At 46.6% G+C, this 14,333-nt stretch carries 12 protein-coding genes; 2 read left to right on the forward strand and 10 right to left on the reverse strand.

Annotated elements, in window-relative coordinates:
• Positions 1–17 precede the first annotated feature (17 nt).
• Positions 18–1,535, forward strand: a complete 1,518-nt coding sequence (locus tag AB3G37_RS10785; protein WP_369790682.1) for a PLP-dependent aminotransferase family protein — start codon at positions 18–20, stop codon at positions 1,533–1,535.
• On the opposite strand, the gene AB3G37_RS10790 is transcribed toward AB3G37_RS10785, so the two are convergent.
• The 10 genes from AB3G37_RS10790 to AB3G37_RS10835 form a co-directional block, all read right to left on the reverse strand.
• Positions 1,503–3,605 (reverse strand): peptidase domain-containing ABC transporter, encoded by a 2,103-nt coding sequence (locus tag AB3G37_RS10790; RefSeq protein WP_369790683.1) that lies wholly within the window; start codon positions 3,603–3,605, stop codon positions 1,503–1,505. The genes AB3G37_RS10785 and AB3G37_RS10790 overlap by 33 nt on opposite strands.
• Positions 3,605–4,894 (reverse strand): HlyD family secretion protein, encoded by a 1,290-nt coding sequence (locus AB3G37_RS10795; RefSeq protein WP_369790935.1) that lies wholly within the window; start codon positions 4,892–4,894, stop codon positions 3,605–3,607. The genes AB3G37_RS10790 and AB3G37_RS10795 overlap by 1 nt, the downstream gene beginning before the upstream one ends.
• Before the next feature lie 124 nt (positions 4,895–5,018).
• Positions 5,019–5,237 carry a hypothetical protein gene (locus AB3G37_RS10800; protein WP_009636246.1) on the reverse strand — a complete coding sequence of 73 codons (219 nt, stop codon included), beginning with the start codon at positions 5,235–5,237 and terminating at the stop codon, positions 5,019–5,021.
• 756 nt (positions 5,238–5,993) lie between these two features.
• Complete coding sequence (locus AB3G37_RS10805; RefSeq protein ID WP_037377991.1) at positions 5,994–6,176, reverse strand: hypothetical protein; 183 nt, start codon at positions 6,174–6,176, stop codon at positions 5,994–5,996.
• Positions 6,177–6,810: 634 nt separating this feature from the next.
• Entirely contained in the window at positions 6,811–6,993 is a 183-nt protein-coding gene (locus AB3G37_RS10810) for a hypothetical protein (RefSeq protein WP_009636243.1), read from the reverse strand.
• A gap of 209 nt (positions 6,994–7,202) precedes the next feature.
• The gene (locus AB3G37_RS10815; RefSeq protein ID WP_009636242.1) at positions 7,203–7,394 is read right to left on the reverse strand and encodes a hypothetical protein; all 192 of its coding nucleotides are present in this window, start codon (positions 7,392–7,394) and stop codon (positions 7,203–7,205) included.
• 46 nt (positions 7,395–7,440) lie between these two features.
• Complete coding sequence (locus AB3G37_RS10820) at positions 7,441–7,620, reverse strand: hypothetical protein (protein WP_037377950.1); 180 nt, start codon at positions 7,618–7,620, stop codon at positions 7,441–7,443.
• Between the two features lie 434 nt (positions 7,621–8,054).
• Positions 8,055–10,157, reverse strand: a complete 2,103-nt coding sequence (locus AB3G37_RS10825; RefSeq protein WP_369790684.1) for a peptidase domain-containing ABC transporter — start codon at positions 10,155–10,157, stop codon at positions 8,055–8,057.
• Positions 10,154–11,437: an HlyD family secretion protein gene (locus AB3G37_RS10830; protein WP_369790685.1), complete on the reverse strand. Its 1,284-nt coding sequence runs from the start codon at positions 11,435–11,437 to the stop codon at positions 10,154–10,156. The genes AB3G37_RS10825 and AB3G37_RS10830 overlap by 4 nt, the downstream gene beginning before the upstream one ends.
• 237 nt (positions 11,438–11,674) lie before the next feature.
• Positions 11,675–11,866, reverse strand: coding sequence for a hypothetical protein (locus tag AB3G37_RS10835; RefSeq protein WP_369790686.1), 192 nt, complete (start codon positions 11,864–11,866; stop codon positions 11,675–11,677).
• A gap of 614 nt (positions 11,867–12,480) precedes the next feature.
• Here AB3G37_RS10835 and AB3G37_RS10840 point away from each other — a divergent pair.
• On the forward strand, positions 12,481–13,941 hold the full coding sequence (locus AB3G37_RS10840; protein ID WP_369790687.1) for an NAD-dependent succinate-semialdehyde dehydrogenase: 1,461 nt from the start codon (positions 12,481–12,483) through the stop codon (positions 13,939–13,941).
• The last annotated feature ends 392 nt before the right edge of the window (positions 13,942–14,333 follow it).

Consider the following 14,333-nt stretch of genomic DNA (forward strand, 5'->3'; position numbering starts at 1 on the left):
AGTGAGGACGGGCGCGGATGCTTAACTTATCGGTTGCCAATGCAATAGATCGCAAGTCGCAGGGTTCATTACAGTCAAAACTGCGCGAAAAAATTTCTGAGGCGATAGCTAAAGGGGATTACGAGCAGGGGCAAACTCTGCCATCCACTCGCATTATGGCCGAGCAGCTGAAGATATCTCGCAATACCGTGACGCTGGTCTACGAAGAGCTGGCGGCGGAAGGCGTCTTGATTTCCGAACACCGGCGCGGTTTTTACGTTGCGCCAGATGCCATGGCAAGGTTGCCACAAAGTCGGCCTGTGGAGGAGGTTTCGCCGTCGGTTGACTGGGACAGCAAGCTGGTTATCAATCCTGCCGCGATGGAGCACATTACTCATCCACAGGATTGGCGGAGCAAAAAATATACCTTTATGTACGGCCAGCATGACCGCTGGATCTTTCCAATCTCCAGCTGGCGAAAATGCAGCCGCGATTCGCTGTCACTGCATGATATGTATGACTGGACCGTGGATTATGTCGACGAAGATGACCCTGTATTGTTGGATGCGTTTCGCCGTCGCGTTTTGCCAAGGCGCGGATTTACGGCCCATACCCAGGAAGTGCTGGTTACCGTGGGCGCCCAGCATGCACTATTTTTGGCAATCCAATGTTTAATCCGCCCGGGAATGGTGGTTGGCATTGAGGACCCGTCGTACCCCGATGTACGTAACCTGATGATTTTCCACGGCGCAGTGCTTAAACCGCTGCCGGTCGATGAAGACGGGCTGATTATCGGCGATGCGCTGGTGGGTTGCGATATTCTTTACGTCACCCCAAGTCACCAGTCACCGACAACCGTGACGTTGTCACATTCTCGACGTCGTGAGCTGCTGCAAATGGCTAAAGATCACGACTTTATTATCATTGAGGATGATTACGACACTGAATCGCGATTTGGCCGTTTTCCTTCCAGCGCGTTGAAATCTGCCGATACAGATGGCCGCGTGGTGTATGTCACTAGCCTGTCAAAGCTGCTGTCGCCCGGCCTGCGAGTTGGATTTTTAGTCGGTCCGCTGCCGTTTATTCGACAGGCCCGCGCGCTGCGCAGGATGAGCATTCGTCACCCGGCGGCAAATAACCAGCGCACCGTCGCGCTGTTTCTGAAAGGGGGCTATTACGAGTCGCTTCTCAAGCGCTTTCACGAAGAATACGAACTGCGCTGGCATACCCTGCAACAGGCACTCAGGCAGTATATTCCGCTGGCCGAAGTGGCAAGTTCTGAAGGTGGCAGCTCGGTGTGGCTGCGCTTTCCCGAGGAGATCAATACTCGTGAGCTTTCGCAACGAGCTTACCAGAGAGACGTTTATATTCAGCCCGGTGAAAGCTATTTCTTACAGTCTGCCAATAAATTAACCTCGCGGCCAACTCACTACATGCGTATTGGTTTTTCATCAATCAAAGTGGAAGACATCGCCGACGGCATAGCTATCGTCGGCGATGTGGTAGATGAAATGCTGGCTGAATCAGCTCCCCAGCACAATCACGCGATCGGCTGAGGCAATCGTTGAAGGGCGGTGAGCAATGATTATGCGAGTCACTTTTAGCGCCGCAATCGAAGCATTGATATGAGCCTCGTTTTCGACATCAAGATGGCTGGTAGCTTCATCGAGGAACAAAATGCTCGGGCGGCGATACAGTGCCCGGGCAATCAGCAAACGCTGTTTTTGCCCACCGGACAGGCTGCCGCCCAGCTCGCTTATCAACGTTTCATAGCCCATTGGCATGGCTAAAATATCGTCATGAATATTCGCGCGGCGGGCGCATTCCAGCAGGTGCTCAGGCTCGTTTTGTTCCTCAAAGCTGGCAATGTTTTCGGCAATTGAACCGGCAAACAGCGTATCTTCCTGCAACACACAGGCAATACAGGCGCGGTAATTGTTTACGCCAACTTTGCTGATATCCATTCCGTTGAGTTTGACTTCTCCGGCGGTGGGCAACAACAGACCCGACAACAGCTTCATCAAGGTGGTTTTCCCAGTCCCCGACGGGCCGGTTATCGCCACGCTTTCGCCTGCCGTCACGCTAAGGTTGAGATTGTTAATCAGCGGGGCGGACAGCACATCGTACTGGAAGGATACATTTTGCACCTCCAGACCCGCGGCTTCACCCACGCGCAGCAGCGGGCGCTCAGGGATATAATGCTCTTCCTCGGTGAGAGCAATGTCTGCAATACGCTCGGAATGCAGCGACAGCATGCGCAGCTGTAGCACCATATCCAGCAGGTTGGCGGCGCGGTCTGAAAACTGCCCGCGATAGGTGTTAAACGCCACAAACATACCCAGCGTCATATGGCCGTCAATCACCTGACTCGCGCCGAGCCACAGCAGAGCAATTTGGTCGAGAGTCGCAATCAAAGTATTGCCGCCCTGAAACAGCATCTCGTAACGCGTTTTTCGCACCGTGGCGTTGGCGGTATCAATATTCATATTCAGCCAACGCTGCGCGCGGTTTGAGGAAAGCCCCAACGCTTTTAAGGTGCCCATGCCGTACAGCGTTTCCATAAAGTGCGAGCTGGCACGAGCATTTTTCACCAACTGCTCCTCGGCTATCTGGCGATAAGTTGGATAGGTTGCCAGGCGGAATAAACAGTAAAGGGTAGTGAAACCGAGGATAACCCACACCAGCCAGCCGCCGTACAGAATCATCATCACCAACAGTCCGACCGACATTATGCCGTCCATCAGGCTATTGACGACGTTGGAGGTCAGCGTGGTGCGCAAAGTGTCGAGTGAAACAAAGCGCGATTGAATGTCGCCGAGTTTACGTTTCTCAAAATAGGCCAGCGGCAGGGCAAGCAGGTGATCAAACAGGCGCGCTTTCCATTGCACGTCTATCAGAGTCGTCATTACCAGCTGAGTCCAGGATTTTAGAATACTGATGCCGGTGCGAAATATCACGAACAGCAGCAGGCCAAGACAGATAAGCGTGAGCAGGTTGGGGTCCTGCGCCGGGATCACATGGTCCATCACCAACTGCATACCGACCGGTAACAGCAGATTTACCGCCTCTATCATCAGCGAGAAACAAAACAGTTTGGTCAAGGTAGCAAAAATGCCGCTGACATTGCTCGCCATCTTGCGCAGATTGAGCCGGTTGGTGTTCTTTTTATGGCTAAAATTGGCATCTGGCCATAGCTCGAGCGCAACGCCGGTAAAGTGCGCCGAGACTTCCTGCAAGCCCAACACGCGCCGCCCGAACGCCGGATCATGCACCACAATTCGCCCGCGTTTGGCGGAGAGCAGCACCACAAAATGATTCATGTCCCAGTGCAAAATGCACGGCGTCTTAAGCTCGATAAGTTCGTCGATATCCAAACGTAGCGCACGAGATTTTAAATTCAGCTGCTGAGTCACCGCCATCAGGGTTTTCAGCGTGACGCCGCGAGTGGAAACGTCAAACTGCTGGCGCAGCGTGAGCAGGTCAGTCTGTAATCCGTGATAACCACAAATCATTGCCACACAGGCTAGCCCGCACTCAGCCGCTTCGGTCTGAATGATTTGTGGCACTCGGCGGCGAAAGCTGAAATGTAATTTTTGTACGAGTTCGTCTAACTGCGCTTTATTCATTATTCATTCACCGGTCCGGTAATACTTTTCTTCAAGCTGTAATAAGGGGAAAGCATCCATTGATATAGCGGGCGTTTTTCGAGGAACAGCGTGGATTCCGCCTGCATGCCGCTGGATAAAGCTAAAGGTTGTCCGTGCCAGCTAAGCGAGCCTTTATCAAGCGCTACAATGGCCTTGAAATAACTGCCATCGGTAACCTGATTCTGGCGAGGCGCACTCACATAGCCCGACATTTCTTTTGCCGTACTTGGCGCACTGGCGACCGAAATTATCTTTCCAGGGAATTGGCCATATTTTTGGAATGGGAACGCGGCGTAGCTGACATTAATTTTTTCGCCCAGTTGCACGTAAGGGCGGCTTGCATCAGGCAGCCAGGCAACCAGATAAAAGGCGTGTTCACTCTCTGGCACCAGCTGCACCAGGCTGTCACCGGTATTGACCATTTGGCCCGGCGTTACGCTCAGTGAAGAGATATTTCCTGCCGTCGGAGCAGTGATGATAATTAGATTTCTTGCATTAGCTTCGGCAAGATCGCGGTCCAGCGTTTGCTGTTGATAAAGCGATTGCGAGATCTGATTATCAAACTCGGCCGCTTTGGTCACTTTCTGACTTTGCAGATTGCTAATCTGGAGTGACTGCTGAATAACCTGTGCAGTAAGGCTTTGGAACGAACTCTGCTGCTGGTAATAAAGGTAGCGCTGGTTATTTAGCTGGTCGGTAGTAATCAGACCTTTTTTAAGCGACACATTATAAGAGTCAAGACTTTTGCCCATCGACTCTAACCCTTGCCTGGCGGAGGCGACCATTTTATTCAGGCCAATCTGTGCCTGCTGGTATTGCTCAAGCTGCTGCTGGAGATTATCTAACGTGGCCTGCTTATTATTTCGTTGCTGAGAGATAATGTTGTCCAACTGCAACTTCTGCTTATTGATAGCATCAAGCGTTGAGGTACTGACATTACCTGATTGTGAAATCTGGCTGACATCTATTTTATAAAGCGGAGTGCCGGCAGCGACCTGTTGTCCATTTTTAACCAGCAGTTTGGAAATGACACCTTGCTGAGGTGAGAACAGGTTAATCGTGTAGGGCTGGGTAATGACTTCGGCACTGACGTTAATTCGGCGAGTGTAGTTTGCAAACGTCAGAAATAGCAGCAGCAATACAAGGAATGTACTGGTTAAGGATAAAGTAATCCATAGTGGCCAGCCTTTAAGCAGTAGCGCTTTGCCTAGCCACTGAGTTTGTTGCTGAGTGGCAACTTCCTTACGGAAAAGTGCAGACATCAAAATACTCTGGTAGAAGCGATTAAATCACCTGCAGCCTGAACTGCAGGTGGAAGAATATCTCTTACTAGTTATTCAAAATGGCTTGAATATTGACGAGTAGGAGACAGACATATATTTATTTCAGATATTAAACCAGCTCTGAAACTGCAGCAGGAATACCCAGGTCGTTCAAAGCTGCGCCAACATCGGATACGGTGGTGCCAAGAATATTAGGAACAGTGCTAGTAACAACAGTTCCTACTGTACCTAATGCAACACCTACGGTGCTCGCAACATTACCCAACAGGCTTGACAGCAAACCGCCGCCCGCAACTTGCTCAACTTCGATAGTGTTTAGTTCTTTCATAATAATCTCCGAAATTAATAATAGATGCTTAACTACAGTCGCTGATTATTTCCTCATGCATCAGCAAGTAACCCCTTGCGACCTTGGATTCACTCTAAACTATCTAATTGAATTTGGCTTATTCTATCGTAAGAAAAGTTAAAAATTCTTTATAAATTTCAAATGGCGGTGTTTAAGCCTGATTATAAAGTTAATGCCACTCTTTTGACGGAAAACCCCGCCGCGTTCCTAGACCTTTCTTGTAGAGATAATACATTAATTTTACTTTATATTTCAATTATTAGATATCCATTTAGCTTAAGTAAATAAGCCATGAGCCAAAGGAGGTATTCTGCTGGTGATTTATTGAGCATTGGCGGCAGGGAACTATTGTAACTTTTTGTTAAAATTGAAATATTATTTCAGTTAGAAACTATTGTCTGGGTGTTTAGTAGAGCGACAAATCTACTACGGCAGATTGATGCAGTGGATGTTGCCAGGAGAAATACAGTTGGATTCGTATTGTATTAATAAGTGTAGGGAATTGATGGGTGATTCAGATATTAAAAATGCACGGGCAATCACACTTTTATTCAGACTGAATTTAAGCAGTGCAAGGCAGAGCAGTTCAATAAAATATTTAGTTGGGAGTATTGAGCGGAACTAATTTGGCCTTTTTGTTCCCCCAACAAAAGAAGCTGCAGGGGGAACAGTGTCATATGCTGGTAATAAAGCGTTGGCTTGCTGATTTACTAGTATATGACATCGATACAATTCTTAGAACAAAGCAGTCAGGATACCGTTAACACCTGTCGCAACGCTTGAAACGGCGTTAGGAATAGTCGTTTGAACCAGTTCATTAACCAGTGGGTTAACAGTGCTAGCGACTTCACCCAACAGGTCTGACACTAAACCGCCACCAGCAACCTGTTCAACTTCCATAGTATTGAGTTCTTTCATAGTAACCTCAGGTATAGTTAACAAAAGTTTAATTGTGATCCTGCAAACAATGTAAGGATTACGCTGTTTGGTTCTTTCCGACCACTCAATCACTCTAAACTATCTTCTTAAAATTGGCATATTATTTCGTTATAAAAGTTTTAAATTCTTTGTGGTTTGTAATTTATGGTTTTTTATTTTATCTATAATCAAATCATCAACGTATTGGTCGAAATGGCCGATCGGCCTCCTAGGGAGTGAATGTAATTTTTAACATTAATTAAATTTATATTTTATTTTTGTGATATCTATTTTACTTAAGTATATAAGTAGGGTGGGTGATTTTTGAGCAATCTGGTTGCATTCTGTGATCTAGGTCTGAAAAAAATATGTAACTCATTGTTAGTTATGAAATGTGGTTAGGCAGGAAGCTAAAATTACCGATAAAAGTGCAGAGTTGAGTTCGAGGGTAGTTTGGGCAGAATGTAGGCGAATAAGGCGCGCCTTGGTACAAACTTGCGCAGGAGGAAACTAAGACATAAAGATAATCCACCTGCTGGTTAAACAGCAGGTGGTCGACATAACCCATATCAGCTATTAATGGAGGTTTTAATAGCCAGTTAATTGAGTTGCATAATGCCGTTGCTACTAAATTTTAGGCCAAGGTTGAAAATAGGCTGGTAGCCGCTGTTTCAACACTGGTTAATGCATTCGGAACAGAGATTGCCAGCACTTGGTGTAATAATGGGTCCAAAGCACTAACAACATCATTCACTGCACTGATAGCTAAACCGCCGCCAGCAACTTGTTCAGTTTCAATAGAATTGAGTTCTTTCATCTCAGTCTCCAGGATTTTAAAAAATTGATATGCAATGGCTAATGGTTTCAACAGTAATTGACAGGTCACTGATGTTACTTAAGCAAGCAAGGCTGGGTTGCCAACGTGAGTCATAATATACGCAGGCGCGACTCTGTCTGCGTCTAAATGAAACAGCATCATTGGTCACAGGCAAATTAAGCGTATTTATTAAATGTCCAACCCTCGGTTTAGAAGGTGATTAACGATTTTAAAATACTGTCGACATCAATTTCTGCAAATTGTACGGTTTGTCCTACAACTGGGCTGATCGCGTTACTTATTGCGTCATTTGTGCTGCCCAGAACAGTTCCCAGCAGATCGGTGATAACGCCACCGGCCCCGGCAACTTGATCAATTTCAGTAACATTGAGTTCTTTCATGCCAGTCTCCAGGATTAGCGTATTTAATAAGCGTTAGACCTAGGATTTAAAAGGTGATTAACAACTTTAAAAGTCCATCGACATCATTGTCTAAAGATTGCACGGTTTGTCCTACCAATGGGCTAACAACATTACTTACAGCGCCAATAACAGTGCCCAATGTGTCGGTAAGAAAACCACCAGCACCTACAACTTGTTCAACTTCCATAGTGTCTAGAACTTTCATAATAACCTCGAGAAATTATCAATTAATACTGGATTAATATTTGAAAGGCAGCTGAGGTTAATTTTCAGCTTGCCGCATAGCTGCTCCTTGCAACTACGCATTTACTCTAAACGAAATGATTGAATTTAGGTTATTGTTTTGATAGAAAATAGTAAGATTCTTTACGTTTAGTTTAGTGCAGCTTATTATTCTGTTTTGAAAATTAAACACCAAGGATTTAGCGCCTAATTCAGATAAATTCCTATGCCTAAACCATGCGGGATAACATTAATTTTTCTTTATGTTTTTAAGTCATCAAGATTAATTGACGTAGAGACTTAATGATTTTGGTTGTTTTTTGATCGCTTGTATTTTGGGGTTTTTTTATTAAAAACTAAATGTGTAAATTTTTATTTAAATAAAATACTGATTATTACAAGTAGTGTTTTTTTATATCAATCGCCAAGAACAATGACGCGATCGGCAGAAGCGATGGTGGAAGGGCGGTGAGCAATAATTATACGAGTGATCTTCAATGCCGAAATGGCGGCATTAATGCGAGCTTCATTTTCTACATCTAAATGGCTGGTGGCTTCATCCAAAAACAGAATTCCAGGACGGCGATATAATGCTCGGGCAATCAGCAAACGCTGTTTTTGACCGCCTGAAAGGCTGCCGCCCAGCTCACTGATCAAGGTCTCATAACCCATGGGCATGCGCAGAATATCTTCGTGAATACTGCATCGTTGAGCACAATCCAGCAAATGCTCGGGTTCTCGCAGCTCTGCAAAGCCTGCAATATTTTCGGCAATGGAACCCGCGAACAGCGTATCGTCCTGCAACACACAGGCAATACAGGCGCGATAATTATTAACCCCTACCTTGCTGATATCCAAGCCGTTTAGTCGAATCTCTCCTGAAGTTGGCGGCAGCAGGCCGGACAGTAATTTCATCAGTGTTGTCTTGCCCTGGCCCGATGGACCAGTGATTGCCACACTCTCACCGGCTGCAACCGTCATAAACAGATTTTTAATCAGCGGTGCAGACATCACATCGTATTGAAATGAGACATCGTTAACTTCCAAGGCTGCCGCTTCCCCGGCCTGTAAAAGTGCGCGAGCAGGCAGGTTGTGTTCAACCTCGGTGAGGGCAATATCGGCAATACGTTCCGAGTGCAGCGATAGCATTCGCAGCTGCAACATCATATTCAGCAGGTTGGCCGCTCTTTCCGAAAACTGGCCACGATAGGTATTAAAAGCCACAAACATACCCAGCGTCATATGGCCATCGATTACCTGAGTTGCCCCCAGCCACAGCAGTAAAATTTGATCGAGGGTAGAGATTAAGGTGTTCCCACCCGCAAACAACATATCAAAACGGGTTTTTCTCACGTTGGCGTTGGCGGTATCAATGTTCATGTTCAGCCAGCGCTGGGCACGATTTGATGACAAACCCAGCGCCTTTAGGGTCCCCATGCCGTAAAGTGTTTCCATAAAATGCGAGCTGGCGCGGGCGGATTTGACCAGTTGTTCTTCAGAAATCTGCCGATAACGCGGGTAAGTGACCAGTCGAAACAGGCTATAAAGCACGGTAAATCCAAGAATAATCCACACCAGCCAACCGCCATAAAGCGCCATCATCATAATCAATCCCACGGACATAATACCGTCCATCAGGCTATTCACCAAATTGGTAGTCAGCGTGGTGCGCAGGGTATCGAGCGAGGTAAAACGGGATTGAATATCGCCGAGTTTGCGTTTCTCAAAATAAGAAACAGGCAACGCCAGCAAATGGTCAAACAGGCGGGCTTTCCACTGCACGTCAATCAATGTGCTCATGACCAGCTGGGTCCAGGACTTAAGAATGCTTATCCCGGTGCGGAAAAACACAAAAAACAACAGCCCCAGGCAGATGAGAGTCAGCAGATTGGCGTCCTGTGCAGGAATGACGTGGTCCATAACCAGTTGCATACCTACGGGTAACAATAAATTGACTGACTCAATCAATAATGAAAAACAAAATAGCTTGGTCAACGTGGCAAATAGCCCGCTAACGTTGCCAATCATTCTACGAAGATTCAGTCGGTTAAGCTTTTTATCCTGACTAAATTCGGCGTCTGGCCATAGCTCAAGCGCTACCCCAGTAAAGTGCGCCGAAACCTCCTGCATACTTAACGTGCGCTTGCCAAAAGCAGGATCGTGAACGAGGATCCTGCCTTTATTCGAGCGTATCAACACGACAAAATGGTTCATGTCCCAGTGCAAAATACAGGGGGTTTTCAGCGCGCTAATCTCCTTGATATCAACCTGTAAAGCCCGGGATTTCAGGTGCAATTGGCCGGTAATATTCATCAGCGTTTTTAAGGTCACGCCTCGTGTCGACACATCAAACTGCTGGCGAAGGCTAAGAAGATCGGTTTGCAATCCATAAAAGCCACAGACCATCGCCACGCAAGCCAACCCACATTCCGCCGCTTCAGTCTGGATAATTTGCGGTACTTTGCGACGAAAGCCGAAATGAAGTTTTTGCATTAGCGCCTTTAGCTCCAAATTATTCATTTTATCGGTCCCGAAATGCTGTTTTTGAGGCTGTAATAAGGTGCGAGCATCCACTGGTATAGCGGACGCTGCTCGAGAAACAGCGTTGTTTCGGCCTGCATGCCGCTAGTGAGAGCCAGATGTTGTTGATGCCAGGTGACCGATGCCGAATTAAGACCAATGATCGCTTTAAAATAGGAACCGGTGATGATTCCACTGCTGTTGCGTGGCGCGCTGAGATACTCTTTCATTTCTTGCGCAGTGCTGGGCGCATCGGCAACAGAAATGACCTTGCCGGGAAACTGGCCATATTTTTCTGCCGGAAAAGCCGCATAGCGAATATTGATCGTTTCTCCAAGGGTCACAAAAGGGCGGCTTTCATCGGGCAGCCAGGCGATTAGAAAAAAGACTTCATTATTTCCCGGCACCAGTTGCACCAGGCTGTCTCCGGCGTTGACCATTTGCCCCGGTGTCACGCTGAGAGATGAAATACTTCCCGCAGCGGGCGCGGTGATTAACAATAAGTTTTTAACGTTAGCTTCGGCTAATTCGCGGTCCAGTCCCTGCTGCTGATAGCGCGACTGTGAAATTTGATTATCAAAATCAGACGATTTCGTCACTTTGGCGCTTTGCAGACCGCTGATTTGCAATGACTGCTGTATCGCCTGTGCATGCAAATTTTGGTAGGAGCTTTGTTGTTGGTAATAGAGATAGCGCTGATTATTCAGCTGATCGGTATTAATTAACCCTTTGCGCAGCGAAATATTGTAGGAATCGAGAGTAATGCGCATGGCGTTTAAACCGTCTGCGGCAGATGCCACCATCTTGTTTAATCCTGTTTGCGCCTGTTGATATTGATCCAGTTGGTCTTGCAGATTAGATAAAGTGGCACGTTTATTATTTTCAAGCTGAGCAATAATATCGTCGAGCTGGTGCCGCTGTTTATTTATTGCCGCCAACGTGGTGGTGCTGGCATTACCCGTTTGCCCGACGCGGCTGAGATCCAGTTGATACAGCGGCGTGCCGGAAATGACCTGTTGGCCATTGCTGACAAACAGCTGTGAGATGACGCCTTGTTCAGGAGAAAACAGGTTTATTGTATGCGGCTCAGTAATCACTTCAGCCGTTACCGTGATACGCCTGGCATACTGGGCAAAAATCAGGAACATAATCAGGGCAATCATAAATGCGGCAGTCAGCAGCGCGGTGATCCACGGCGGCCAGCCCTTAAGCAATAAAGCTTTGCCTAACCACTGAGACTGTTTATTTTCGGCGACTTCCGGGCGGAATAATGGAGGCATATTTTAGTCTGACTGACATCAATGAAAGGAGCATTTAAATCGGCCTTCAATATATGAAGGCCGGGCGATATTTATGACCAATTAAGAGAAGCTCGGGCAAGGAATAAATGATCATTTATACTGCAATGAAATAAAGTGATTAAATTTGCATACAATACCTATATACTAAAAGCATAGGGGCCGATATTTTATTACCACTTTTTCCATAAGTAAGACTAGCCCCTATATATACCGTTCTTATAGAATTGCAGTGGCATCGGCGTAGAGTTGATCTATGTCTGTTACCACGTTGGTAGTTTCTGCTATTACATCTTTTGAAACATCATTAACAACCTTAGAGGCACCATCTCCACCATATCCACGACCTCCACGACTTTTACGTGCCCCGCCTGCAACCATTTCCAATTCATTCATATTGAGTTCTTTCATGATAACGATCTCCGGTTAGAACGTGGTGCCAACCCTTTCAGGCGTACCTTGCGGTCATCGAACAGATCATCTGTTTACCCAGGGTCTGATACAAACTTTAGATCAGGTCTTAAAAGATGCGAAAACTACGCGGGTTCTGGCATCGGCCGGTTTTTTAACGCGTTTTTTATAATAGAATCAGGGACGTTTAAATACATTGAGTCAATGTGACCTTATTTTGCCGTCGATTAAAGTAGTCCATTTAGACGTAACTCTTTAATTACCGCTCAAAGGCTCAGTAAATGCTTTAAATCTCCAATCTGCATTGTATTATGCTAATAAATCGATTTAGCGTCCTATTGTTGGTGTTGAATTTTAGTTAAGTTTGTAATTTATTGGTTTTAAATGCTATCGGTCTTAGGTTGAGGTGTTTTACCAGCCTTCAATCGTCAGGTTTTACTGCTGCAAGCCAATCTCGACATGAAATTTCCTTTCGCAAACCGATAACGCACATTCTGCTGTAGCCAACCGCGCATTCCCCACAAAAAATTCGCCATCGGCGGTAGAGTAAATCTATCGCTATTTACCGTGGCTATTGAAAGCCGCTCAACGCATTCGCATCTATCGGAGAGAATATGTCGCCATTACCTTTACAAGACGCAGCACTTTACCGCCAGCAAGGGTTTATTGCTGGAAGCTGGGTCGATGCAAACAGTAAGGAAACCATAGAGGTAGTGAATCCCTCGACGGCAGAAGTGATTGCCCGTGTTCCGGCAATGAATGAAGAAGATACTCGAGCAGCCATTACAGCCGCTGAAAACGTGCGCATCAGTTTTGCCGAAACGCCGGCAGCAGAACGTGCCGCGATGCTCGAAAAATGGTATCAGCTGATTTTGGACAACACTGAAGACTTGGCCGTATTAATGACGGCCGAGCAGGGCAAGTCACTGGAAGAGGCGCGCGGTGAAGTGCGCTACGGTGCCAGTTTTGTTAAATGGTTTGCCGAAGAGGCGCGACGTATTTATGGCGAAACTATTCCTGCACCTACTCGCGATCGCCGCATTTTGGTGTTGAAACAGCCGGTAGGTATTGCTGCTGCGATTACGCCGTGGAATTTTCCGATAGCGATGATCACTCGTAAATGTGCGCCCGCTATCGCCGCAGGTTGTCCGATTATTGTCAAACCTTCTGACCTGACGCCGCTTTGCGCGCTGGCGCTGGCCGAGCTGGCGTCGCGTGCGGGAATTCCCGCCGGTGTACTGCAAGTCGTGACCGGCATGCCGCAGGGTATCGGCGCAGAATTGACCAGCAATCCGCTGGTGCGCAAGCTGTCGTTTACCGGTTCCACCCGCGTCGGCCAATTGCTGATGCGCCAGTGTGCAGATTCTGTTAAGCGGCTGAGTTTTGAGTTAGGCGGCAATGCGCCGTTTATTGTCTTTGATGATGCGGATATCGAGTTGGCGATTGCTGGCGTGATGGTGAGTAAATTCCGCAATGGCGGCCAGACCTGTGTTTGTGCCAACCGCATTTTGGTACAGCGTGGTATCTACGACAAGTTTGCCGCACGATTGGTAGAAGAAACTAACAAACTGAAAGTTGGAGACGGTTTTGCGGCCGGAACGCAAATCGGACCGTTGATTAATAAAGCTGCGGTTGAAAAGGTCAATCGACATATCGATGATGCATTAAGCCAAGGCGCTCGTCTGCTGACCGGCGGTATCGCCGAAAGCGGTAATAATTTTGCCCAGCCTACGGTTCTGGCCGATGTCACCGCCAAGATGCTTATCGCCAATGAAGAAACTTTTGGTCCCGTTGCGCCATTATTTTGTTTTGATGATGAGCAGCAGGCGATTGATTTGGCCAATGCTACGCCATTTGGTTTAGCGGCCTATTTCTTTACCGAAAATTTACGTCGTTCATGGCGAGTCGCCGAGAAACTTGAATTTGGCATGGTAGGTTTGAATACCGGTTCTGTTTCTTTAGAAATAGCCCCATTCGGCGGGGTTAAACTCTCGGGAATAGGGCGCGAAGGGGCTAAGGCAGGTATCGAAGAATATTTAGAAATGAAGTCATTTCATATTGGCGGGCTGGATTAATTTCTAAAGTTAAATATTCCTCGATCAGCCGAAATTTTATCGTACTTAAGCCGATAAGCGGCTACCTCACAATAGGTAGCCGTTTTTTTTTGGAGTCGCGAATTTTTCTGCCATATCAATGACTCAAGACCTTTATCTGAGGTGCTTTCTAAGTGCAATGCTATTAAATCCATATTAAATAGTGGGTTAGGAAAATTGGCTTAATCACTCGTGGTTATTTTGGTGCATCAGTAACCGTGATATTCATCCTTTTGGTGCAAAAAACTGTTCTCTGGGGCTTCAGATAATATTTAAAAACGGATTTATGAACTTTTACCCTCTGCTACGGCATAAAACGTTTTTTGGACCACGGATTCCGCATTTTCCGTTTTTAATAATATGGCACGCTTTAT

The organism is Rouxiella sp. WC2420 (assembly GCF_041200025.1).
Taxonomy (GTDB): domain Bacteria; phylum Pseudomonadota; class Gammaproteobacteria; order Enterobacterales; family Enterobacteriaceae; genus Rouxiella.